Genomic DNA, 20,906 nt, shown 5'->3' on the forward strand with positions numbered 1-20,906 from the left:
GAAGAAGGTTTCTCACAAGGCTAGATCCTCAGGTGTGAATGTCATCTTGAATGAACGATAGGGCGCGAAATCCTTCGGACTCAAACCCTGCATTTCTGTCAAACGCCCAATGTTCTTGACTGCCGCCACCGCCGAAGCGTCGAACGGACCATCACCACTGGACTTGATCACGCTGACCGTGGTCACCGTGCCATCAGGCAACATGCCGATCCGCAGTTCCACCGTCATGCCCTTGCGCGCCGAAGGAGGACGAGCCCAGCCTTCCGCCGCACGAATGCGAATCAGGTCATCGAAACTGCCTGCGACACTGTCACCCACCTCATCCGACTTGGTGGCTTCACGCTCCGGCTTATCGGACAGCAAGTCCGCCAGGGCCTGGGCCTTTTTCTCTTCGGCAGATTTGCGCGCTGCTTCCTGGGCCTTCTTCTTCGCAGCGTCGGCCGCAGCTTTCTTCTTGGCATCCTCGGCGATCTTTTTCTTCGCCTCGTCTGCTTCAGCTTTTTTCTTCGCGTCTTCCGCGGCTTTCTTCTTCGCGTCTTCGACGATTTTCTTCTTCGCTTCTTCAGCGGCCTTTTTCTTGGCCTCTTCTTCAGCAGCTTTCTTGGCTTCTTCTTCGGATTTCTTCTTGGCTATATCAGCCAATTGTTTCTCTTCAGCCTTTTTCGCTTCTGCGGCTTTCTTGGCGTCATCCGCCTTCTTCGCCTCATCGGCTTTCTTGGCCTCATCGGCCTTTTTCGCTTCCTCGGCTTTTTGAGCAGCCTCTTCTTTCTTTTGTTCCGCGGCCTTGATCTCTTCCTGCTCGACCTTCTTCTGCTCCAACTGTTCGGCTTCGGTCTGGCGCGCGGCGGATTTCTTCGCCTCACCCGCAATCTTGTGATTGGTCTGGGTGGTTGCCGGACTCTTGGATTTGAGCTGGTACAGGGTCGCTTGAACGATCGGCTTGGCCGGGGGCAGTTCCGGGGTCATCGCAAAGCTGACGAACAGCATGCCAAACACCAGCACGTGCAGGGCAATTGCCCAGACACTAGGCCAGAAGTAGCTTTCCGAGGCGGACGGCTCTCGCTGTTGGTGCATCAGGGCGCCTCGGTAATCAAGCCAACGTTACCGACTCCGGCTTTCTGCAGGCCGCCCATGGCACCCATCACGGCGCCGTAGTCGACGGATTTATCACCGCGAATGAACACCTGGGTGTGCTTGCCGCCTTCATTGCCGGCACGGATGATCTTGGTCACCGCGTCGGTCATTTGCGGCAAGGTCATCGCCTTGTCCTGTTGCTTTTCGGTGTCGACTTCGCTGCCAAGGTTCCAGTAGTAGGTCTTGTCAGCCTTGATCGAGATGGTCAGCACCTGGGTGTTGTTGTCCTGGGGCAAGGCTTCGCTGGAAACCTTGGGCAGGTCAACTTTCACGCCCTGGTTGAGCATCGGCGCGGTCACCATGAAGATAACCAGCAGTACCAACATCACGTCGATGTAAGGCACCACGTTCATCTCGGCAACCGGCTTGCGTTTGTGGCGAACTCGGGCCATGGGTTTTACCTGCTCACTCTTCGCTGGTGTGCACTTTACGGTGCAGGATCGCCTGGAACTCGTCGGCGAAGGTGTAGTAACGGCTGATCAGCGTCTCGCCACGAGCGGCGAAGCGGTTGTAGGCGATCACCGCCGGGATGGCCGCGAACAGGCCGATGGCCGTGGCGATCAATGCTTCGGCGATACCCGGGGCTACGGTAGCCAGGGTCGCTTGCTGGGCCTGAGCCAGGCCGCGGAAGGAGTTCATGATCCCCCAGACGGTACCGAACAGACCGATGTACGGGCTGACGGAACCGACAGTGGCGAGGAACGGCAGGCTCTGCTCGAGCTTTTCTTCTTCGCGGGAAATCGCTACGCGCATGGCACGGGCCACGCCTTCCATGACCGCTTCAGGATCGACCCCCGGTTGCTGGCGCAGGCGGGAGAACTCCTTGAAACCGGCACGGAAGATCTGCTCCACGCCGGAATCCGGATCAGGGTTGCTGCCCGCCTGACGGTACAGCTTGGACAGGTCGATACCGGACCAGAAGCGCTCTTCGAAGCTCTCCAGGGCACGTCGACCGGCACGCAGCAGGTTGCTGCGCTGAAAGATCATGATCCATGAAGTCACCGATGCGGCAACCAGGGTCAGCATTACCAACTGCACTACAACGCTGGCATTGCTGACCAGGCTCCACATGGAGGAATGGTCGACGACGTTAGCTTCCACGCTTTATCTCCTGCTCTGAGTGTGTACCCGCGCTGCTCTCGTCGGCAAAGGCCGTACGCAGAGCGTCTGGAATGGCGCGGGGTTTGAAATTGTCGGCGCGCACACAGGCCACCAGGAACTGCCCTTCACAGAGCAGCGCATTGTCTTTGGCTCGCCTGACCTGCTGAGTGAAGCGCAGGCTGACCCGGTTCAATTCGGTAACTTGGGCACTGACCAGAAGTTCGTCGTCCAGTCGCGCCGGCGCGTGATAACGCGCTTCGCTGGAGTGCACGACAAATAACAGGTTCTCCCCCACCAGCTGCGACTGGGCAAAGCCCAGGTGTCGTAGCCGCTCGGTTCGAGCCCGCTCCATAAACTTAAGGTAATTAACGTAATACACGATGCCGCCGGCATCGGTGTCCTCGTAATAAACGCGACAACGATGTGCGAACGGCTCAAGCCCGTTTTGCGCGCGCATACTCTAGTGCTTACTCCTCAGGTTGCCAATCCGGCCAGGCAACTGTTTTTTCATTCTTGTACGACTTTTCGTGATGTTTTAACCATGCCAGTCCCTAGGACAGCACAAACCCCGAATAAATCGACAAAGAGCGGGTTATTAATCGTCCACGGCATCGAGGAATTCGTCTACCACGGGCATGTCCCCCATTCGTGACGGAATGTTAAGACCGAAGTGCAGGTAGGCATGCCGGGTCACCACACGACCACGGGGAGTGCGCATGATATAGCCCTGCTGGATCAGGTACGGCTCCAGCACATCCTCGATGGTATGGCGCTCTTCACTGATGGCCGCGGCCAGGCTGTCGACCCCCACCGGTCCGCCGTCGAACTTCTCGATCATGGTCAGCAATAGACGTCGGTCCTGGTGGTCGAAGCCACGCTCATCGACGTCCAGCAGGTTCAACGCCAGGTCGGCGATCGGTTTGGTGATATGCCCCTTGGCCCGCACCTCGGCGAAATCCCGCACCCGACGCAGCAGACGGTTGGCGATCCGCGGAGTGCCCCGGGCACGGCGCGCGACCTCGAAGGCGCCTTCCGGATCCAGGGGCAAACCAAGAATGCCGGCGGAACGGCTGACAATGGTTGCCAGGTCCGCAGTGCTGTAGAACTCCAGGCGCTGGACGATGCCGAAGCGGTCCCGCAGCGGGTTGGTCAGCATCCCCGCACGCGTGGTTGCCCCCACCAGGGTGAACGGCGGCAGATCGAGCTTGATCGAGCGCGCCGCAGGGCCTTCGCCGATCATGATGTCGAGCTGGAAATCTTCCATGGCCGGGTACAGCACTTCTTCGACAATCGGCGAAAGCCGGTGAATCTCGTCGATGAACAGTACGTCGTGAGGCTCAAGATTGGTCAGCAAGGCCGCCAGATCGCCTGGGCGCTCCAGCACCGGGCCGGACGTACTCTTGATCGACACCCCCATTTCCTCGGCGATGATGTTGGCCAGGGTGGTCTTGCCCAGGCCCGGGGGACCGAAGATCAGGGTGTGGTCCAGGGATTCGTTGCGCCCACGGGCGGCCTGGATGAACAGCTCCATCTGCTCGCGCACGCTAGGCTGGCCGATGTAGTCGGCCAGGCTGACCGGACGAATCGCCCGGTCCTGGATTTCCTCGCGCTCACGGGGGCCCGTGGCGGCGATCAGACGGTCGGCTTCAATCACTTAAATCATTCCCTTCAGGGCTCGGCGGATCATGTCTTCACTGCTCAAGCCTTTGTCTTTGATCGCGGATACGGCCTTGCTGGCTTCCTGCGGCTTATAGCCCAGGGAGATCAGCGCGCTGACCGCGTCCGACTCGGCGCTGGCCACTGGCGCCGGCGCATCCGGCTGGTTCGGCACCAGGGCGAACATGCTCGGCACGGCTTCCCAGGCCTTGAAACGGTCCTTGAGTTCTACCAGCAGGCGCTCGGCGGTCTTCTTGCCGACTCCGGGCACCTTGGTCAGGGCCGAGGTGTCCTGGGCCTGCACGCAACGCACCAGCTCATCCACCTCAAGGCTGGACATCAACGCCAGGGCCAGTTTCGGGCCAACACCATTGAGACGGATCAACTCGCGGAAAAAGTCTCGCTCGCGCTTGCTGGCAAAACCGTAGAGTAACTGCGCATCCTCGCGGACGACCAAATGGGTGTGCAGGGTCAGGGGCTCGCCGACCGACGGCAGGCGATACAGGGTGGTCATCGGCACTTCGACTTCATATCCCAGCCCGTTTACATCAAGAATCAGGTGCGGCGGCTGTTTCTCAGCCAGGGTGCCGCGCAAGCGTCCAATCACGTTTCAGATCCTTAGGCGATGGCCAGCCCGCAGCTGGCGACTCGTTGGGCGAGCGTCTGCGCCGGCTACCCAGGCGCAAAACGCTCAATCCCTAAAATGACTGCGCTGATGCTATCAGAGACGCAGGCGGCCGCCACGACTGCGTGCTGTCCCCAGACCATGGGGCAGCAGGCTGGAACGGGTATGAGCGTGACAGATGGCAATGGCCAGGGCATCCGAGGCATCGATCTGCGGCTTGGTGGTCAGCTTGAGCAGGTGCATGACCATCATCTGCACCTGTTCCTTGTTGGCCCCGCCAGTGCCGGCCACGGCCTGCTTGACCTGGGTGGCGGTGTACTCGGCAATCTCCAGCCCCTCTTCGGCACCGGCAACGATCGCTGCCCCCCGCGCCTGGCCGAGCTTGAGCGCCGAGTCGGCGTTGCGCGCCATGAACACCTTCTCGATCCCCATGGTCACCGGACCGTAGGTCTGGATCACTTCACGCACCCCGCGATAGACGATCTGCAGCCGGTCGGGCAGCTCGCCAGCCCCGGTACGGATACAGCCAGAGGCCACGTACACACAGCCGCGCCCCGTGTCTCGAACCACGCCATAACCGGTAATGCGCGAACCGGGGTCGATGCCAAGAATAAGAGTCATAACGCCTGCTGCTTGAATAAAGAGGCTTGCCGGCCAGGACCGGAACAGCGAAAAGGCAGAAGCCGGAAGCGCCCTGCCGCGCAATGATCACGGCGTCGCACCTCCGGCCTCAAGGTTAGTGCAGTTGAATCAGCCGAGTTGCTCGGCGACCGACTCGGGAATATCTGCGTTGGAATAGACGTTCTGCACATCATCCAGGTCTTCCAGCATGTCGATCAGCTTGAGGACCTTCTCGGCGCCTTCTAGGTCCAGTTCGGCACTGGTGGTCGGCAGCATGACGATTTCCGCGTCCGCAGCAGTAAAACCCGCCGCTTCCAAGGCATTGCGCACGCCATAGAAACCGGCGAACGAGGTGAACACGTCGATCGAACCGTCTTCGTTGCTGACCACATCGTCGGCATCGGCTTCCATCGCCGCTTCCATCAAGGCGTCTTCATCGACACCTTCGGCGAAGGTGATCTGCCCCTTGCGCTCGAACAGGTAGGCCACCGAACCGTCGGTACCCAGGTTGCCGCCACACTTGCTGAAGGCATGACGAACAGCTGCCGCGGTGCGGTTGCGGTTGTCGGTCATGCACTCGACCATCACCGCCACGCCGTTGGGGCCGTAGCCTTCATAGGTCAGCTCGACCACATCGTCGCTGCCGGCAGCGCCGGTGCCACGGGCGATGGCCCGGTCGATGATGTCGCGGCTCATGTTGGCACCCAGGGCCTTGTCCAGGGCCAGGCGCAGGCGTGGGTTGGAGTTGGGATCGCCGCCGCCCTGACGGGCCGCGACGGTCAGCTCACGAATCCACTTGGTGAAAATCTTGCCTCTCTTGGCATCCTGACGCTCTTTGCGGTGCTTGATGTTCGCCCACTTGGAATGACCTGCCATAACTTGCTCCAAATTCTCTTTGAAACATTGCCCACGCCGCCTGGCGGGTGCGGGCAACAAAACTCGACCCATAGAAAAAGCGCACCCGAAGGTGCGCCTTATCGGGCCGGCTTATTCAGCCTTGGGCTGTTCGCGCAGGCGGATGTGCAGCTCGCGCAGAGCCTTGGCATCCACCAGACCCGGTGCCTGAGTCATGACGCAGGCCGCGCTCTGGGTTTTCGGGAACGCGATCACTTCGCGGATCGACTGGGCGCCGGTCATCAGCATCACCAGGCGGTCCAGGCCGAAGGCCAGGCCACCGTGCGGCGGCGCGCCGTACTTGAGGGCGTCCAGCAGGAAGCCGAACTTCTCTTCCTGTTCCGCTTCGCTGATGCCCAGCAGGCGGAATACCGCTTGCTGCATTTCCTTGCGGTGGATACGGATCGAACCGCCACCCAATTCGGTGCCGTTCAAAACCATGTCGTAGGCGCGCGACAGAGCGGTAGCCGGGTTGGCTTCCAGTTCTTCCGGCGAGCACTTCGGCGCGGTGAACGGGTGATGCAGGGCGGTGAAGCTGCCGTCGTCGTTCTCTTCGAACATCGGGAAGTCGACAACCCACATCGGCGCCCATTCGCACGTCAGCAGGTTCAGGTCGTGACCGAGCTTGATACGCAGCGCGCCCAGGGCTTCGCTGACGATCTTGGCCTTGTCGGCCCCGAAGAACACGATGTCGCCGTCGACCGCGCCCACGCGATCGAGGATCACGTTCAGGTTGGCTTCCGGGATGTTCTTGACGATCGGCGATTGCAGGCCTTCAACGCCTTTGGCGCGCTCGTTGACCTTGATGTAGGCCAGGCCCTTGGCGCCGTAGATGCCGACAAACTTGGTGTAGTCGTCGATCTGCTTGCGCGGCATGCTCGCCCCGCCTGGAACGCGCAAGGCGGCGATGCGGCATTTCGGATCGTTGGCCGGGCCGCTGAACACCTTGAACTCCACTTCCTTGAGCTGGTCGGCAACGTCCACCAGTTCCAGCGGGTTGCGCAGGTCCGGCTTGTCGGAACCGTAGCGACGCATGGCTTCTTCAAAGGTCATGTGCGGGAATTCGCCGAATTCCAGACCCAGCACTTCCTTGAACAGGTTGCGGATCATGCCTTCGGTCAGGCCCATGATGTCTTTTTCGTCGAGGAAGCTGGTCTCGATGTCGATCTGAGTGAACTCAGGCTGACGGTCGGCACGCAGGTCTTCGTCGCGGAAGCACTTGGCGATCTGGTAGTAGCGGTCGAAGCCGGCCACCATCAGCAGTTGCTTGAACAGCTGTGGCGATTGCGGCAGGGCGAAGAAGCTGCCGGCGTGGGTGCGGCTCGGCACCAGGTAGTCGCGGGCGCCCTCTGGGGTGGCGCGGGTCAGGATCGGGGTTTCCACGTCGAGGAAACCGTTCTCGTCCAGGTAGCGACGGATGCTGGTGGTCATGCGCGAACGCAGGCGCAGCTTCTCGGCCATTTCCGGACGGCGCAGGTCGATGAAGCGATAGCGCAGACGGGTTTCTTCACCCACGTCCGAGTATTCGTTGAGTGGGAACGGCGGGGTTTCCGCTTCGTTCAGCACTTCCAGCTCGTAGCCCAGGACTTCGATCATGCCCGAAGCCATGTTGGCGTTGCCGGCACCGGCCGGACGCAGGCGTACCTTGCCGGTGATCTTGACCACGTATTCGCTGCGCACGCGGTCGGCGGCGGCGAAGGTTTCAGCGCGGTCCGGGTCGAACACCACCTGGGCCAGACCTTCACGATCACGGATATCGAGGAAGATCACCCCGCCGTGGTCACGGCGACGGTGGACCCATCCGCAAAGGGTTACTTCCTGACCTTCCAGGCTTTCGTTCAGTTGGCCGCAATAATGGCTGCGCATCATGGTAGTGGTTTCACTTCTCGTAATTCGAAATTCGATGGAGGCCTTGCGCACCTCAAGGTGCCGGATAGTGCAAGAACTCGCGCGTGTCGTTCAACTTAGTCAGCTTTGTCGCCACCGGCCAGGTTCTTCTTGGAGCCGGTCTTGAAGTCGGTTTCGTACCAGCCGGTGCCGCTCAGGCGGAAACCAGGCATGGACAGCATCTTTTTCAGCTCGGGCGCCTGGCAGGCTGGGCAGTCGACCAGCGGCGCGGCGCTGATCTTTTGAATGGCTTCCAGCTGATGACCACAGGAAGCGCATTGATAGTCGTACATGGGCATGGGGGGCGTCTCGGCAATCCAGATTACTGCTTGAACTACAGCCAGAGCCCACGCCAAAGCCCGGGCTACGTAGCAAAGAGCGGGATTATATCCATTAAATCGGCCCTGTGCAGCCGTATGACCCCATCGCGGGCGTCACCGACCGTCAGGCATCTATCCGGCTGCAACCCCGGAAGGTCAGGAGAACGCAGGTGCTGCCTGCTGGGCGAGGGTGCGAACGGCGTACGGGACGCCATTCGCAGGAGCGGGCTTAACGGTTTTCCAGCAGAGAGCGCAGCATCCACGCGGTTTTTTCATGCACCTGCATGCGCTGGGTCAGCAGATCCGCCGTGGGCTCGTCGCTGACCTTGTCCAGCAACGGAAAGATGCCCCGGGCGGTACGGGTCACTGCTTCCTGGCCGGCGACCAGTTGCTTGATCATTTCCTCGGCGGCAGGCACCCCTTCCTCTTCCTTGATCGAAGACAGCCGGGCATAGATGGAATAGGCCCCCGGAGCCGGGAAGCCCAGGGCGCGAATGCGTTCGGCGATCAGGTCCACTGCCAGGGCCAGTTCGTTGTACTGCTCTTCGAACATCAAGTGCAGGGTACGGAATTGCGGGCCGGTGACGTTCCAATGGAAATTATGGGTTTTCAGGTACAACACGTAGGTATCCGAAAGCAGACGGGAAAGACCGTCGACGATGGATTTACGATCTTCTTCGCTGATACCGATATCAATTGCCATGTTTCTCTCCGTTATCGGGATGGATTCACCCATTCATCTGCCGGACCACTCTAGCAAGAGTACCGCCCCTGCGCCGCCCAGGATCGTCAATCGGCCTGCGGTGGATTGTCCCGTGGCCCGGCCCGGGATAAACCTCACTGAGTTCGAGTCAGGTCAGACAGCAGCAGAAATCCGACGTTCCTTGGAAAAATCACCGCCATCTGTCTAGAACAGGCTTTTGCCCGATTCTCCGAGCTCGGCCTGCAGAAGCGCTCATTTGTACGCCCGGGCCAAGCCCCGCTGCTGATTTGAGAAGGCCTGGGCTTTGCTGTTAAATAGAGCCCGTGTCGCTGTTGCCTATTTCTTCGGCCAGCGCGCATAGGCTGACACCGCGTACGTAACCACCGCCTCACCTATTTGTTCAGAAGCGAACCGTGCGTGATCAGCTCCTCCTTGTGCTTCCTTCTTAACGTGAGTTAATCAAAATGTTGAAAATCGTCCACCTGCTGACAGGCATTGCAGCTTTGCTGCTGTCCTTGATTCCGAGTCTGAGATCTGACGCGGTTCCCTACCTGCAACAACCCGATGCTCTTTACCTGGCCCTTTTCGGCCTGCTCAACCTGATCCTGGCTCCAGTTATTCCCTACTGGAACAAAGGCTCTCGTCATCACCTGCAAAATCTGGTCAGCGCCCTGCTGGTGCTGGTCGTTGTACTGCAAACCCTCACCCTGCTGGCCCCCATGCCAGTCATTGGTGGCCAACCGGCGGTTCTGGTCAGCTTGCTGACTGCACTGATCGCCGTAGTCCTGCACCTGGCCATCAGCTTCTACAAGTCATCACCTTCCGCTTCCGCCACGCCAAGCTACGATATGAGCAATCGTGATACCGGTACCGTGAAGTGGTTCAACACCTCCAAGGGCTTCGGTTTTATCTCCCGGGATTCCGGCGATGATATTTTCGTGCACTTTCGCGCCATTCGCGGAGAAGGCCATCGCGTCCTGGTGGAAGGCCAGCGCGTGGAGTTCTCGGTAATGAACCGTGACAAGGGCCTGCAAGCCGAAGACGTGATTGCCGCGCTGCCGCGCCGCTGATCGGTCGCCCATAAAAAAAACCGCGCCCAGGCGCGGTTTTTTTATGGGGGGCGATCCCCCTCAATAATGAGGGGGTGGCGCTTCCTCTTCGAACGACTCGAACTGCCCGACCATTTCTTCCTGGCGCTTGAGCAATGCCGCCATCTGCAACTGCAGGCGCTCCACTGCCCTCTGCTGCGCCACCAGCACATCGTTCAAGGCCTGAATGGTGTCATCCTGAAATGCCAGGCGGCTCTCCAGGTCGGTTACACGCTCTTGCAGACTCATGCCTCACCCCTCCAGAAACTGAAAATCATCGGTCAGCACCAACCGCAGGCGTTCACGGATCGCCGCCACTTGCTCGGTGCTGTAAGGCTTGGCCGGATGCTTGCCCCATACCGGTGCCGGCCATGCCGCATCATCACGCCTGCGCACGATCACGTGCATATGCAGTTGGCTCACCACATTGCCCAACGTCGCCACATTCAACTTGTCGGCATCGAACGAGTCCTTGAGCAACTCGGCCAGCGCGGTGGTTTCCTGCCATAGCTGTTGCTGGTCGGTGACATCCAGTTGAAACAACTCGCTGATATCCTCGCGACGCGGCACCAGGATGAACCAGGGATAGTTGGCGTCATTGGACAGCAGCAACCGGCAGAGGGGGAAATCCCCGAGGGTCAATGTGTCTTGTTGCAGCCGTGAATCTAAAGTGAACACCGCGTTTACTCCCGCTCAGCTTGTTTCAGCCCGGCGTCCAGTAGACGGACTCCTGCCAGGCGACAGACGCGCAGCATACCTGCGAATGCCCTGCGCTTCATGACCAATGAGCCAGAGACCGGACAGCACACACTCAGGCACGGCAAGGAGCCGATCGCGATGCAAAGGCCACGCCCCACAGCAGGACATTTTCTCGTGCCTCGCACCATTTGCGCCCACAACCCGCAGACCATTCGGAAAATGACCCGAGCCAACCCTTGCGCCCCTTATTTTGCCTGGGCCTGACTGTATGAATCGTGCACAGCGTTGCAAAAGTTTTGCACCAGAATCGCACAGGCGGTCTACGCTAAATTCCTCAAGCATCCGCCGTTTACTCACTTTGCAGTGTGCAGCGGTAACGTTTCGCCGCACTGTGCAACTTAATGCACAGCCCTGCACCAGGAAAACCACAGAGTCAAGCCAAACAAAACGCCCCTTGAAACAGCGGTTTTATGCGGTTTTTACAGGCCCGAACGGCTCTTTGAAGAAAAATGGGTGGCTGGATTCAGTTTGTGCACGCTTGTTGCATTCAACCCCGCATCGTCTGCAACGGTCTAACGGAAGTCAGGCCTTACAGACTCATAATAATAGTGGCAGGGCTGCCCCGCGGTGCTTTTTAGAGTGTGTGCATGGGGACTTGTTTCCTTCATTCTCGGCTTCGAAAAACACTGCTGAAAGTTGTCGGCCTGGATACAGACTGACTGCAGAATTACGACGCCTATCGAGCAAATTGCGACAGGGCCGTAAAGAAGCTGAAAGGATAGATAGGCAAGTATCGCCAACATTGTCAGCGTGATATAAGTTTGCGCCGACACAAAAAGAAAGAGCCGCCCAGATAAAAAAACAGGTGGGACGGCAGTACTCTTCTAAAAACCAAAGGAGCAAATCACGATGCGCGTGATGAAGTGGAGCATGATCGCCCTGGCTGTATCAGCAGGCACCTCGCAGTTTGCAATTGCATCCTCCCAGGACGATGCAAAAGGCTTTATCGAAGATAGCACCCTGACAGCCAAAACCCGTCTCGAGTACATGAACCGTGATTTCAAGAACGGTGCAGGCAACCATGCGCGTGACGACGGTACTTTCAAGAGCGGCTATCGCCAAGATACCGGCCTGAGTGAACTGCTGCAGTACAACTCCGGCTTCACTCAGGGCACCGTAGGCGTCGGTGTCGATGCTTTCGCCATGGGCGTGATCAAACTCGACGGCGGCGCAGGTCGCTCCGGTAACGGCCTGGCCGCCAACAATAGCCTCGGCCAACCCGAAAAAGACTCTTCGGCCGTAGGCGGCGCAGTCAAATTCCGCATCTCCGACACCGTGCTCAAGTACGGCGACCAGATGGTTGCAAGCCCTGTGTTCTCCACCGACGACAGCCGTCTGCTGCCTGAAGTGGCCACCGGTACCTTGATCACCAGCAAAGAGATCAAAGGCCTGGAACTGAACGCTGGTCACTTCACTGCACTGCGCTCGCAAACCGGCCAGTACAACGACAGCATCAACGGTCGCAACGGTGACACCGGCCTGAAAAACCCGGGCCTGACCGCTGCCGACTTCGCGGGCGCTACCTACCAGTTCACCGATAACTTCGTCGGTGGCGTGGCCGCGTCCAAGGTCGATGACTACTTCAAGAAGCAGTACATCAACCTGAACTACACCTTCCCGATCGCCGATAACCAGTCGCTGAACCTCGACTTCAACGGCTATCGCACCGAAGACGACGGCAAGAAGCTGTACGGCAAGCTGGACAACAAACTGTGGAGCCTGGCGGCCGCCTACAGCATCGGCCCGAACAAGTTCACCATCGCCCACCAGCGCTCCACCGGCGACACCAACTACCTGTACGGTGTTGACGGCAACGGTACCGTCTTCGTCGCCAACTCTATCCAGATCTCCGACTTCATCGGTGAAGACGAGCGCTCCTGGCAGGCTCGCTACGACCTGAACATGGCGACCCTGGGTGTTCCAGGCCTGAGCTTCATGGCCCGTTACGTGAAGGGTGACAACATCACCACTTCGTCGAACACCGAAGGCAAGGAAAACGAGTTCAACTTCGAAACCAAGTACGTGATGCAAGAAGGTCCAGCCAAGGACCTGTCGTTCCGCCTGCGTAGCGCTGTGTACCGTGCAAACGGTGCTTACAACAAAGACTACACCGCAGACAACAACGACGTTCGCATCATCGTAGAGTACCCACTAAGCATCTTGTAATATCGATGCCCAGCTGATTGCGCTAACGCGCAGCACTAATAAGAACCGCCGCTCCTAATCAGGGCGGCGGTTTTTTTTGCCTCTGGAAAAGTACCAGATCAAATACACAATTAAATAGCAAGCTAACTAACAGGAGTGCTTGGGATAGTCCATGTTCCGCCTCGAAAGCAGATTCACTAGTTGCTATTGGCTAGTATCGAAAACAAACAAGGGGCTGATAGCCCCTTGTCTTGAACAACATTAGCTGACCGAACGGCCAGGTCATGAAACTGACTTATTGCGCTGCTGCTTCCTGAACCACTCGAATCACCCGTTGTGGAAAAGGAATATCAATGCCCGCTGCCTTCAAGCGATCACGGGACAACTCATTGAACTGGAACAGCACGTCCCAATAGTCCGAAGTCTTGACCCATACCCGCAGCGACAAAGTAATGGCGCTATCGCCCAGGGTAGAAACCACAGCTACCGGGGCCGGATCGGCCAGTACCCGCTCATCCTTGGCCAGTTCCAGCAACACCTCGCGGGCCTTCTGCAGGTCCGCGTCATAGTCCACACCCACGTCGAACACCACCTTGCGGGTCGGCTGACGGTTGTAGTTGGTGATGATGCCGTTGGACAGGTTGCCGTTGGGCACGATCACTGTCTTGTTGTCACCGGTACGCAGCACGGTGTGGAAGATCTGGATGCTGTCGACAGTACCGCTGATGCCCTGGGCTTCGATCCAGTCACCGATACGAAACGGGCGGAACAGCAGGATCAATACCCCACCGGCGAAGTTCGCCAGGCTGCCTTGCAGCGCCAGGCCGATGGCCAGGCCGGCAGCACCGATCGCGGCCACGAAGGAGGTGGTTTCGACACCGATCATCGAAGCCACACTGACGATCAGCAGGACCTTGAGAATGATGTTGGCCAGGCTGCTGATAAAACCTTGCAGCGCCAGGTCGGCATTGCGCAGGGCCAGCAACTTGCCCACTTTGTGAGTCAGTTTGTTGATCAACCACCAGCCGATGGCCAGGGTGATGACAGCCAGCAGCACCCGGCTGCCGTATTCCATGATCATTGGAATCCAGGCCTGGGAGGCCCGGACCAGATTGTCTACTTCAGCGTTCAAATCCATCTATTTCTCCAGATTCCCGGGGTTGCGGCGCACATGACTGACAGGCAGAACGACCAGCCCCGCGGGAGCTCAATCGTTTCTGCCATTCCTCCGGCCTCGGACGCCAATAAGCTCTAGAGGTTCCCGGAGAAGCCGATCAATCGCGGAAGTTGTTGAATTGCAGCGGCATGCCGAACTCTTTGGCACGCAGGGCGGCGATGGCCTCTTGCAGGTCGTCACGCTTTTTGCCGGTCACCCGTACTTGCTCGCCCTGAATGGCGGCTTGCACTTTCAACTTGGCGTCCTTGATATGGGCGACGATTTTCTTCGCCAGTTCTTTATCGATACCTTCCTTGAGGACCGCTTCCTGCTTCATCACCTTGCCCGAGGCATAGGCGTCCTTGACCTCCAGGCACTGCACGTCGATCTTGCGCTTGACCAGGGCCAGCTTGAGAATCTCGATCATCGCTTCAAGCTGGAACTCGGCCTCGGCGGTCAGGTTGACGGTCAGTTCCTTGTCCTTGAACTCGAAGCTGCCCTTGCCCTTGAGGTCGTAACGGCGATCCAGTTCCTTGACGGCGTTTTCCACCGCGTTGGTGACTTCGTGCTTGTCCAGTTCGGATACCACGTCAAACGACGGCATGTAATCTCTCCAAATAAAAAGGGGCGCTGTTCAAAACATCGAACACGCCCGGCTTGCGGTTAAAATCCGCGCTCATTATAACGGGTCTTTCCCCTCCTTCACCCCGCGCCCTCCCCCGGGCGGCCAAACAGAGCGAAAACCTGATGTCCACCACCTGGCATGTTCTCGGCGCCGGCAGCCTCGGCACCCTGTGGGCCTCCCGCCTGGCCCGCGCCGGCTTGCCGGTACGCCTGATTCTGCGTGACGCCGCCCGCTTGCAGGCCTATCAGGCGGCCGGCGGCCTGACCCTGGTAGAACAGGGCCAGAGCAGCCTGCTGGCAATTCCTGGAGAAACCAGCACCAGCAGCGCCCCCATCCAGCGCCTGTTGCTGGCCTGCAAGGCCTACGACGCCGAGGCGGCAGTGGCCAGCATCGCCCCGCGCCTGGCGCCGGGAGCCGAACTGATCCTGCTGCAGAACGGCCTGGGCAGCCAGGATGCCGTGGCCGCCCGAGTACCCCAGGCACGCTGCATTGCCGCCTCCAGCACCGAGGGCGCCTTCCGCGATGGCGACTGGCGCGTGGTCTTTGCCGGCCACGGCTACACCTGGCTGGGGGACTCGGGGCACCCCACGCCGCCGATCTGGCTCGACGAATTGGCGGCCAGCGGCATTCCCCATGAATGGAGCACCCAGATCCTCACCCGGCTCTGGCGCAAGCTGGCACTCAACTGCGCGATCAACCCACTGACGGTACTGCACGACTGCCGTAACGGTGGCTTGCAGCAGCATCATTGCGAAGTGGCCACCCTGTGCGCCGAGCTGAGCGAGCTGCTGCAATGCTGCGGGCAACCCGCCGCAGCGCAAAACCTGCAACAGGAAGTGGAACGGGTGATCCTGGCCACCGCCGCCAACTATTCCTCAATGCACCAGGATGTCAGCAACGGGCGGCGTACCGAAATCAGCTACCTGCTGGGTTACGCCTGTGAAGCCGCTGCCCGGCATCGCCTGCAACTGCCCCATCTGCAGCAGTTGCAACAGCGCCTGGTGAACCAGCTGCAGCAACGCGGATTGCCCAGCGCCTGAGCAGCGGCTACGCTCCCCACTTGCTCATTTCCAGCGATATAGCCGATGCCATTGCGCCAGCGCCTCGAAAACCTGCCAGTGGGCCAAAAGCTCCTGGCCGCCCTGCTTGTCCTGCTGACCACCGTTCTGCTGGTCGCCAACCTGACCTTTATCAGCGCGGCCTACTGGATCTCCCAGGAAAGCATGGCGCCCCAGGCGCTGCAGACCATTGGCCGCCTGGTGTCCAATCCGACCCTGGCGATCCAGGCGCTGAACTCCCCCGAAGATGCCGAGAAGCTGCTCAACGAACTCGACAGCTATACCCCGCTGCGGGCTGCCGCACTCTATGACGGCAAGGGCCAGCGCCTGGCCCAGTTGCAGCACGGCGAACGCCTCAAGCTGCCCGAACGCTACCGGCACATCGAAGCCTGGCAAATGACCGAGTTTCGCAGCAACCAGGTCATCACCCTGCCCCGCCCGGGCCAGGCCCCCGGCCACCTGCTGCTGGTGGCCACCAGCGAACTGCCGATGGCCTTCTACACCGGCACCCTGACCGCCAGCCTGGGAATCCTGATCTTCAGTGTGCTGCTGTGGCTGGTCATCGCCCGGCAGATCAAGCGCCTGATCACCCAGCCGATCCATCAGCTCGAGGAACTGTCGCGCCAGGTCACCCGCGAGGAGAACTACGCCCTGCGCGCAGCCCGGGGCAACCACGATGAAATCGGCAGCCTGGCAGAAGCCTTCAACACCATGCTGTCGCGCATCGAAGCTCGCGAGCAGCAGCTCAAGCGCGCCCGGGACGACTCCCAGGCCGCCTACGACCAGGCCCAGGGGCTGGCGGAGGAAACCCGCCATACCAACCGCAAGCTGGAACTGGAAGTCCAGGTGCGCAGCAAGATCGAGAAGAAGCTCACCGGCTTTCAGAACTACCTCAACAGCATCATCGACTCCATGCCCTCGGCGCTGATCGCTCTGGATGAACAGCTCTACGTCACCCAGTGGAACCAGGAAGCCAGCGCCCTGTCCGGCACCCGGCTCGACGAAGCCCTGAACCAGCCGATCTTCCTCGCCTTCGAACCGCTCAAGCCGTTCCTGCCGCAACTCAAGGAAACCGTCGAACAGCACACGGTGACCAAGGTCGAGCGGGTCACCTGGTTCAAGGATGAAGAACCCAAGCACTACGCCCTGACCTTCTACCCCCTGATGGGGGGCGCCGGACGCGGGGTGGTGATCCGTATCGACGACATCACCCAGCGCCTGTCCCTGGAAGAGATGATGGTGCAATCGGAGAAAATGCTTTCGGTGGGCGGCCTCGCGGCCGGCATGGCCCATGAGATCAACAACCCGCTGGGAGCGATCCTGCACAACGTACAGAACATTCGCCGACGACTGTCTGCCGACCTGCCAAAGAACCTTGAGCACGCGCAGCAGATCGGTGTTGAACTGCAGACCGTCAATCGCTACCTGGAAAGCCGCGAAGTGCCGCAACTGCTCGATGGCATTCAGCAGGCCGGAGCCCGGGCGGCGAAGATCGTCACCCACATGCTCAGCTTCAGCCGGCGCAGCAACCGGCAGATGGCCCCCTGCGACCTGCCGGCGCTGATCGACCAGGCGGTGGAGATCGCCAGCAACGACTTCGACCTGGCCATTGGCTTCGACTTCAAGGGCCAGGCGATCATTCGCCAGTTCGACCCGAACCTGGGCCCGGTTGCCGGCACTGCCAACGAACTGGAACAGGTGCTGCTCAACCTGCTGAAAAACGCCGCCCAGGCCATCCATCAGCGCGAAGATGACAGCGAACCCGGACGTATCATCCTGCGTACCCGTTTGAATCCGCCCTGGGCAGAGATCCAGGTGGAGGACAACGGAATCGGCATGAGCGAAAACGTGCGCAAGCGTACCTTCGAGCCCTTCTTCACCACCAAGGAAATCGGCCAGGGCACCGGGCTCGGCCTGTCGGTGTCGTACTTCATCATCACCAATAACCACAAGGGGCAGATGGAGGTGCAGTCCACTCGCGGGCAGGGCACTTGCTTCACCTTGCGCCTGCCCCTGGCCAGCAGCCAGCCGCTGGTCCAAGAACCGTTACCACTGGAGAACTGAACATGGGCTTTCGCTTGTCGAAGATCTACACCCGCACTGGCGACAAAGGCGAAACCGGACTGGGGGATGGCCGTCGGGTGCCCAAGGATCACCCTCGGGTCGAAGCCATTGGCGAGGTTGATACCCTGAACAGCCAATTGGGCCTGCTACTGGCAGGCCTCGGTGAGCAGAGCGGTGACTGCCCCGGGCTCGAAGAAGTGATCACAGTGCTGGCTCCCTGTCAGCATCGGTTGTTCGACCTGGGTGGCGAGCTGGCGATGCCGGTCTATCAGGCACTCAACGAGGCCGAAGTACAGCGCCTGGAGGCGGCCATCGATCTGTGGAACGAGGAGTTGGGCCCGCTGGAGAACTTCATCCTGCCCGGCGGCTCGGCGCTGATCGCCCAGGCCCATGTCTGCCGCAGCCTGGCCCGCAGCGCCGAGCGTCGCTGTCAGCACCTGAATGCCGTTGAGCCTTTGCAAGGGGTTGGGCTGGCCTACATCAATCGCCTGTCGGACCTGCTGTTTGTCGCCGCCCGACTGATCGCCAAGCGCCAGGGCATTGCCGAAATCCTCTGGCAGGCTGCCGCCAAGCCCTGACCACGCGGCTTGCGGGCGAAAGGGCCTGCAAGCGCCCGACGATGCCTCTCAGGCAAGCCTGCTCCCGCAGACCTGGGCCCAGGCTGCCATTGAGGATGTCTTCAATCCTGCGGCCAGAAGGCGCGGATACCCGCTACACCTTGAGCACCCGCTGCCCAGGCCTGCTGGCATTCGGCGGGCCCCACGCCACCCAGCAGATACACCGGCTTGTTGAAACCGCTGATCAGTTGCTCGGCCTGTTGCCAGCCCAATGGCTGTGCATCCGGATGGGTCTGGGTGGGCTGTACCGGAGACAAGGTCACGAAGTCCACGTCCATCTGCTGGGCCAGGGACAGCTCCTCGGCGTTATGGCAGGAAGCCGCCAACCAGCGATCCTTGCCGAACGGCCGCCCGGCGCTGGCGTACTTGCGCAGTTGCGCCGCAGTGATGTGCCAGCCCGCCGAGGGGAAATCCCCCAGCCATTCGAAGGGCCCCTTGAGCATCAGTTGCGCCTTGCCAGCGCACAGGCCCACCGCATCCACCGCCAGGTCGCGGTACTGCGGGTCGTAGCCGCCGGGAGCCCGCAGTTGAATCAGCTTGCAGCCCTGGGCCACGGCTTTTTGCATGCCTCGCAGCAGGGTCGGGGTTTCCAGGCCTTCCGGGGTGATCAGGTATTGGGCTGGCAGACGCGCGGCAGCGACAATCGGCTGATTGGCCGCGGGGAACTCATAGTCGGCCAGCTCACGAGCAGTGACCCAGGCCAGAGGTTGCCCTTCGGCGCCGTGAGGCTCACCGCTGAACGCCGAGACTTCCCAGACATCCAGCAGTACCTGCTTGTCCGGATAATCGTGCTGCACCTTGATCAGCGGGCGCGCTGCGGTGACGGCGATGCCCAGTTCTTCCTGTAGCTCGCGGGCCAGCGCGGCTTCGACCGCCTCCCCGGGCTCGACCTTGCCGCCGGGGAACTCCCACAGGCCACCTTGATGTTGAGTATCGGCACGCCGGGCAATCAGGATCTTGCCGCTGGCATCCCGGATAACGGCCGCAGCCACATGTACTCGTTTCACCGCACTACTTCCTCTGCTCAGGCATGTTGGCCAGGCCCTTGCGGGCCGGGCCTTGGATCTGCGCTTCGCTGGCAAGCCGGCTCCTACAGCAGGAGCGGCAACGCCGGCGAGGTTCTTAGGTGCGGTATTCCGCGTTGATCTTCACGTATTCGTGAGACAGGTCGGTGGTCCAGATGGTTTCGCTGCACGCGCCACGCCCCAGTTCGATGCGGATGGTGATTTCTTCCTGCTGCATCACCGCCGCGCCCTGGGCTTCGGTGTAGCTGGCAGCACGGGCGCCACGGCTGGCAATGCAGACTTCGCCGAGGAACACGTCGATCTTGCTGACATCCAGGTCCGGCACTCCGGCACGACCTACTGCCGCCAGGATGCGGCCCCAGTTCGGGTCCGAAGCGAACAGCGCGGTCTTGATCAGTGGCGAGTGAGCCACGGTGTAGCCCACGTCCAGGCACTCCTGGCAAGTAGCCCCGCCGTTGACTTCCACAGTGACGAACTTGGTCGCGCCCTCACCGTCACGGACGATGGCCTGGGCCACTTCCATGCACACCTCGAACACCGCCTGCTTCAGGGCAGCGAACAGCGGGCCCTCGGCCTTGGTGATTTCCGGCAGCTTGGCCTGCCCCGTGGCGATCAGCATGCAGCAGTCGTTGGTCGACGTGTCGCCGTCGATGGTGATGCGGTTGAAGGACTTGTTGGCACCGTCCAGCAACAGGTTCTGCAGCACTTCGCGGGAGACTTTGGCGTCAGTGGCGATGTAGCCGAGCATGGTTGCCATGTTCGGGCGGATCATCCCCGCGCCTTTGCTGATGCCGGTCACGGTGATGGTCACGCCATCATGCTGGAACTGGCGGCTGGCGCCCTTGGGCAGGGTATCGGTGGTCATGATGCCAGTGGCGGCGGCAGCCCAGTTGTCCACGGACAGGTCGTCCAGCGCAGCTTGCAGAGCGCCTTCGATTTTCTCTACCGGCAATGGCTCGCCGATCACCCCGGTGGAGTAAGGCAGCACGGCGCTGGCATCGACGCCGGTCAGCTCCGCCAGCTTGGCGCAGGTGCGGGACGCCGCGGCCAGGCCCGGCTCACCAGTGCCGGCGTTGGCGTTACCGGTGTTGGTCAGCAGATACCGCACCGGGCCTTGTACCCGCTGCTTGGCCAGAATCACCGGTGCGGCGCAGAACGCGTTGAGGGTGAACACCCCCGCCACCGTGGAGCCTTCGGCACAACGCATGACCACCACATCCTTGCGCCCCGGGCGCTTGATGCCGGCCGAAGCGATACCAAGCTCGAAGCCGGCAACCGGGTGCAACGTAGGCAAAGGACCAAGACCAACAGCCATGAATGCGCTCCTCTTATCAGGTGTCTGCACCGTCGTCTCAAAAGACGGTGCCGCAAATGGAAAAACGCCGCGACGGCTGATGCCGTCACGGCGCGGGTGTTTCAGTGTCTGGC

At 60.5% G+C, this 20,906-nt stretch carries 22 protein-coding genes; 5 read left to right on the top strand and 17 right to left on the bottom strand.

Translation table 11 applies throughout. The annotated features are described in order from the left end of the window. Positions 1 to 12: 12 nt before the first annotated feature. From tolA to ACUXVH_RS18600, 11 genes are all read right to left on the bottom strand, one after another. A complete protein-coding gene (tolA, locus tag ACUXVH_RS18550) occupies positions 13 to 1,074 on the bottom strand; it encodes a cell envelope integrity protein TolA (protein ID WP_011063014.1) in 1,062 nt (353 codons plus the stop codon). Continuing rightward, complete coding sequence (tolR, locus tag ACUXVH_RS18555; RefSeq protein WP_011063015.1) at positions 1,074 to 1,526, bottom strand: protein TolR; 453 nt, start codon at positions 1,524 to 1,526, stop codon at positions 1,074 to 1,076. The genes tolA and tolR overlap by 1 nt, the downstream gene beginning before the upstream one ends. A gap of 13 nt (positions 1,527 to 1,539) precedes the next feature. Then, positions 1,540 to 2,235, bottom strand: coding sequence for a protein TolQ (gene tolQ, locus ACUXVH_RS18560; RefSeq protein ID WP_011063016.1), 696 nt, complete (start codon positions 2,233 to 2,235; stop codon positions 1,540 to 1,542). Beyond that, the gene (gene ybgC, locus ACUXVH_RS18565; protein ID WP_011063017.1) at positions 2,225 to 2,692 is read right to left on the bottom strand and encodes a tol-pal system-associated acyl-CoA thioesterase; all 468 of its coding nucleotides are present in this window, start codon (positions 2,690 to 2,692) and stop codon (positions 2,225 to 2,227) included. The genes tolQ and ybgC overlap by 11 nt, the downstream gene beginning before the upstream one ends. A gap of 138 nt (positions 2,693 to 2,830) precedes the next feature. After that, positions 2,831 to 3,889 carry a Holliday junction branch migration DNA helicase RuvB gene (gene ruvB, locus ACUXVH_RS18570; protein ID WP_011063018.1) on the bottom strand — a complete coding sequence of 353 codons (1,059 nt, stop codon included), beginning with the start codon at positions 3,887 to 3,889 and terminating at the stop codon, positions 2,831 to 2,833. Then, positions 3,890 to 4,498, bottom strand: a complete 609-nt coding sequence (gene ruvA / locus ACUXVH_RS18575; protein WP_011063019.1) for a Holliday junction branch migration protein RuvA — start codon at positions 4,496 to 4,498, stop codon at positions 3,890 to 3,892. It lies immediately after the preceding gene. A 114-nt stretch (positions 4,499 to 4,612) separates the two neighbouring features. Continuing rightward, the gene (gene ruvC, locus ACUXVH_RS18580) at positions 4,613 to 5,137 is read right to left on the bottom strand and encodes a crossover junction endodeoxyribonuclease RuvC (protein WP_011063020.1); all 525 of its coding nucleotides are present in this window, start codon (positions 5,135 to 5,137) and stop codon (positions 4,613 to 4,615) included. 129 nt (positions 5,138 to 5,266) lie between these two features. After that, positions 5,267 to 6,013, bottom strand: a complete 747-nt coding sequence (locus ACUXVH_RS18585; RefSeq protein WP_011063021.1) for a YebC/PmpR family DNA-binding transcriptional regulator — start codon at positions 6,011 to 6,013, stop codon at positions 5,267 to 5,269. Between the two features lie 111 nt (positions 6,014 to 6,124). Beyond that, on the bottom strand, positions 6,125 to 7,900 hold the full coding sequence (aspS, locus tag ACUXVH_RS18590) for an aspartate--tRNA ligase (protein ID WP_011063022.1): 1,776 nt from the start codon (positions 7,898 to 7,900) through the stop codon (positions 6,125 to 6,127). Between the two features lie 95 nt (positions 7,901 to 7,995). After that, positions 7,996 to 8,217 carry an FmdB family zinc ribbon protein gene (locus tag ACUXVH_RS18595; protein ID WP_010457489.1) on the bottom strand — a complete coding sequence of 74 codons (222 nt, stop codon included), beginning with the start codon at positions 8,215 to 8,217 and terminating at the stop codon, positions 7,996 to 7,998. Between the two features lie 250 nt (positions 8,218 to 8,467). Next, complete coding sequence (locus tag ACUXVH_RS18600) at positions 8,468 to 8,941, bottom strand: Dps family protein (protein ID WP_011063023.1); 474 nt, start codon at positions 8,939 to 8,941, stop codon at positions 8,468 to 8,470. Between the two features lie 464 nt (positions 8,942 to 9,405). Here ACUXVH_RS18600 and ACUXVH_RS18605 point away from each other — a divergent pair, with 464 nt between their 5' ends. Further along, on the top strand, positions 9,406 to 10,011 hold the full coding sequence (locus ACUXVH_RS18605) for a cold-shock protein (RefSeq protein ID WP_011063024.1): 606 nt from the start codon (positions 9,406 to 9,408) through the stop codon (positions 10,009 to 10,011). 60 nt (positions 10,012 to 10,071) lie between these two features. Here the strand turns inward: ACUXVH_RS18605 and ACUXVH_RS18610 are convergent, their stop codons facing one another. Together ACUXVH_RS18610 and ACUXVH_RS18615 are read right to left on the bottom strand one after the other, a co-directional pair. Then, on the bottom strand, positions 10,072 to 10,278 hold the full coding sequence (locus tag ACUXVH_RS18610; RefSeq protein WP_011063025.1) for a SlyX family protein: 207 nt from the start codon (positions 10,276 to 10,278) through the stop codon (positions 10,072 to 10,074). Between the two features lie 3 nt (positions 10,279 to 10,281). Beyond that, a complete protein-coding gene (locus ACUXVH_RS18615; RefSeq protein WP_011063026.1) occupies positions 10,282 to 10,707 on the bottom strand; it encodes an HIT domain-containing protein in 426 nt (141 codons plus the stop codon). Between the two features lie 930 nt (positions 10,708 to 11,637). Between ACUXVH_RS18615 and ACUXVH_RS18620 the strand changes: the two genes are divergently transcribed. Further along, positions 11,638 to 12,954 carry an OprD family porin gene (locus ACUXVH_RS18620; protein ID WP_065365302.1) on the top strand — a complete coding sequence of 439 codons (1,317 nt, stop codon included), beginning with the start codon at positions 11,638 to 11,640 and terminating at the stop codon, positions 12,952 to 12,954. A gap of 274 nt (positions 12,955 to 13,228) precedes the next feature. Here ACUXVH_RS18620 and ACUXVH_RS18625 read toward each other — a convergent pair whose 3' ends face one another. Together ACUXVH_RS18625 and ACUXVH_RS18630 are read right to left on the bottom strand one after the other, a co-directional pair. Next, the gene (locus ACUXVH_RS18625; RefSeq protein WP_011063028.1) at positions 13,229 to 14,071 is read right to left on the bottom strand and encodes a mechanosensitive ion channel family protein; all 843 of its coding nucleotides are present in this window, start codon (positions 14,069 to 14,071) and stop codon (positions 13,229 to 13,231) included. A 136-nt stretch (positions 14,072 to 14,207) separates the two neighbouring features. Further along, complete coding sequence (locus ACUXVH_RS18630) at positions 14,208 to 14,693, bottom strand: YajQ family cyclic di-GMP-binding protein (protein WP_011063029.1); 486 nt, start codon at positions 14,691 to 14,693, stop codon at positions 14,208 to 14,210. A 143-nt stretch (positions 14,694 to 14,836) separates the two neighbouring features. On the opposite strand from ACUXVH_RS18630, the gene ACUXVH_RS18635 reads away from it, so the two are divergent. The 3 genes from ACUXVH_RS18635 to ACUXVH_RS18645 are packed head-to-tail and all read left to right on the top strand — an operon-like array spanning position 14,837 to position 18,414. After that, positions 14,837 to 15,754: a putative 2-dehydropantoate 2-reductase gene (locus ACUXVH_RS18635; protein ID WP_065365301.1), complete on the top strand. Its 918-nt coding sequence runs from the start codon at positions 14,837 to 14,839 to the stop codon at positions 15,752 to 15,754. Positions 15,755 to 15,799: 45 nt separating this feature from the next. Next, positions 15,800 to 17,836, top strand: coding sequence for a sensor histidine kinase (locus tag ACUXVH_RS18640; RefSeq protein ID WP_011063031.1), 2,037 nt, complete (start codon positions 15,800 to 15,802; stop codon positions 17,834 to 17,836). Between the two features lie 2 nt (positions 17,837 to 17,838). Continuing rightward, complete coding sequence (locus ACUXVH_RS18645; protein WP_065365300.1) at positions 17,839 to 18,414, top strand: cob(I)yrinic acid a,c-diamide adenosyltransferase; 576 nt, start codon at positions 17,839 to 17,841, stop codon at positions 18,412 to 18,414. A 101-nt stretch (positions 18,415 to 18,515) separates the two neighbouring features. Here ACUXVH_RS18645 and ACUXVH_RS18650 read toward each other — a convergent pair whose 3' ends face one another. Together ACUXVH_RS18650 and argJ are read right to left on the bottom strand one after the other, a co-directional pair. Further along, positions 18,516 to 19,460 (bottom strand): Nudix family hydrolase, encoded by a 945-nt coding sequence (locus ACUXVH_RS18650; protein WP_011063033.1) that lies wholly within the window; start codon positions 19,458 to 19,460, stop codon positions 18,516 to 18,518. Between the two features lie 115 nt (positions 19,461 to 19,575). Next, the gene (gene argJ / locus ACUXVH_RS18655; RefSeq protein ID WP_015636776.1) at positions 19,576 to 20,793 is read right to left on the bottom strand and encodes a bifunctional glutamate N-acetyltransferase/amino-acid acetyltransferase ArgJ; all 1,218 of its coding nucleotides are present in this window, start codon (positions 20,791 to 20,793) and stop codon (positions 19,576 to 19,578) included. Positions 20,794 to 20,906: the final 113 nt, after the last annotated feature.

It is taken from the genome of Pseudomonas sp. 8(2025), assembly GCF_052665325.1.

What these genes read in the sequence shown, in the direction of transcription:
- tolA (WP_011063014.1), bottom strand. Translation starts at nt 1,074, where the DNA reads ATGCACCAACAGCGAGAGCCGTCCGCCTCGGAAAGCTACTTCTGGCCT.
- ybgC (WP_011063017.1), bottom strand. Translation starts at nt 2,692, where the DNA reads ATGCGCGCGCAAAACGGGCTTGAGCCGTTCGCACATCGTTGTCGCGTT.
- ACUXVH_RS18640 (WP_011063031.1), top strand. Translation starts at nt 15,800, where the DNA reads ATGCCATTGCGCCAGCGCCTCGAAAACCTGCCAGTGGGCCAAAAGCTC.
- tolR (WP_011063015.1), bottom strand. Translation starts at nt 1,526, where the DNA reads ATGGCCCGAGTTCGCCACAAACGCAAGCCGGTTGCCGAGATGAACGTG.
- ACUXVH_RS18605 (WP_011063024.1), top strand. Translation starts at nt 9,406, where the DNA reads ATGTTGAAAATCGTCCACCTGCTGACAGGCATTGCAGCTTTGCTGCTG.
- ACUXVH_RS18595 (WP_010457489.1), bottom strand. Translation starts at nt 8,217, where the DNA reads ATGCCCATGTACGACTATCAATGCGCTTCCTGTGGTCATCAGCTGGAA.
- ACUXVH_RS18630 (WP_011063029.1), bottom strand. Translation starts at nt 14,693, where the DNA reads ATGCCGTCGTTTGACGTGGTATCCGAACTGGACAAGCACGAAGTCACC.
- ACUXVH_RS18620 (WP_065365302.1), top strand. Translation starts at nt 11,638, where the DNA reads ATGCGCGTGATGAAGTGGAGCATGATCGCCCTGGCTGTATCAGCAGGC.
- ACUXVH_RS18600 (WP_011063023.1), bottom strand. Translation starts at nt 8,941, where the DNA reads ATGGCAATTGATATCGGTATCAGCGAAGAAGATCGTAAATCCATCGTC.
- ACUXVH_RS18645 (WP_065365300.1), top strand. Translation starts at nt 17,839, where the DNA reads ATGGGCTTTCGCTTGTCGAAGATCTACACCCGCACTGGCGACAAAGGC.
- ruvC (WP_011063020.1), bottom strand. Translation starts at nt 5,137, where the DNA reads ATGACTCTTATTCTTGGCATCGACCCCGGTTCGCGCATTACCGGTTAT.
- argJ (WP_015636776.1), bottom strand. Translation starts at nt 20,793, where the DNA reads ATGGCTGTTGGTCTTGGTCCTTTGCCTACGTTGCACCCGGTTGCCGGC.
- aspS (WP_011063022.1), bottom strand. Translation starts at nt 7,900, where the DNA reads ATGATGCGCAGCCATTATTGCGGCCAACTGAACGAAAGCCTGGAAGGT.
- ACUXVH_RS18610 (WP_011063025.1), bottom strand. Translation starts at nt 10,278, where the DNA reads ATGAGTCTGCAAGAGCGTGTAACCGACCTGGAGAGCCGCCTGGCATTT.
- ACUXVH_RS18625 (WP_011063028.1), bottom strand. Translation starts at nt 14,071, where the DNA reads ATGGATTTGAACGCTGAAGTAGACAATCTGGTCCGGGCCTCCCAGGCC.
- ACUXVH_RS18585 (WP_011063021.1), bottom strand. Translation starts at nt 6,013, where the DNA reads ATGGCAGGTCATTCCAAGTGGGCGAACATCAAGCACCGCAAAGAGCGT.
- ACUXVH_RS18635 (WP_065365301.1), top strand. Translation starts at nt 14,837, where the DNA reads ATGTCCACCACCTGGCATGTTCTCGGCGCCGGCAGCCTCGGCACCCTG.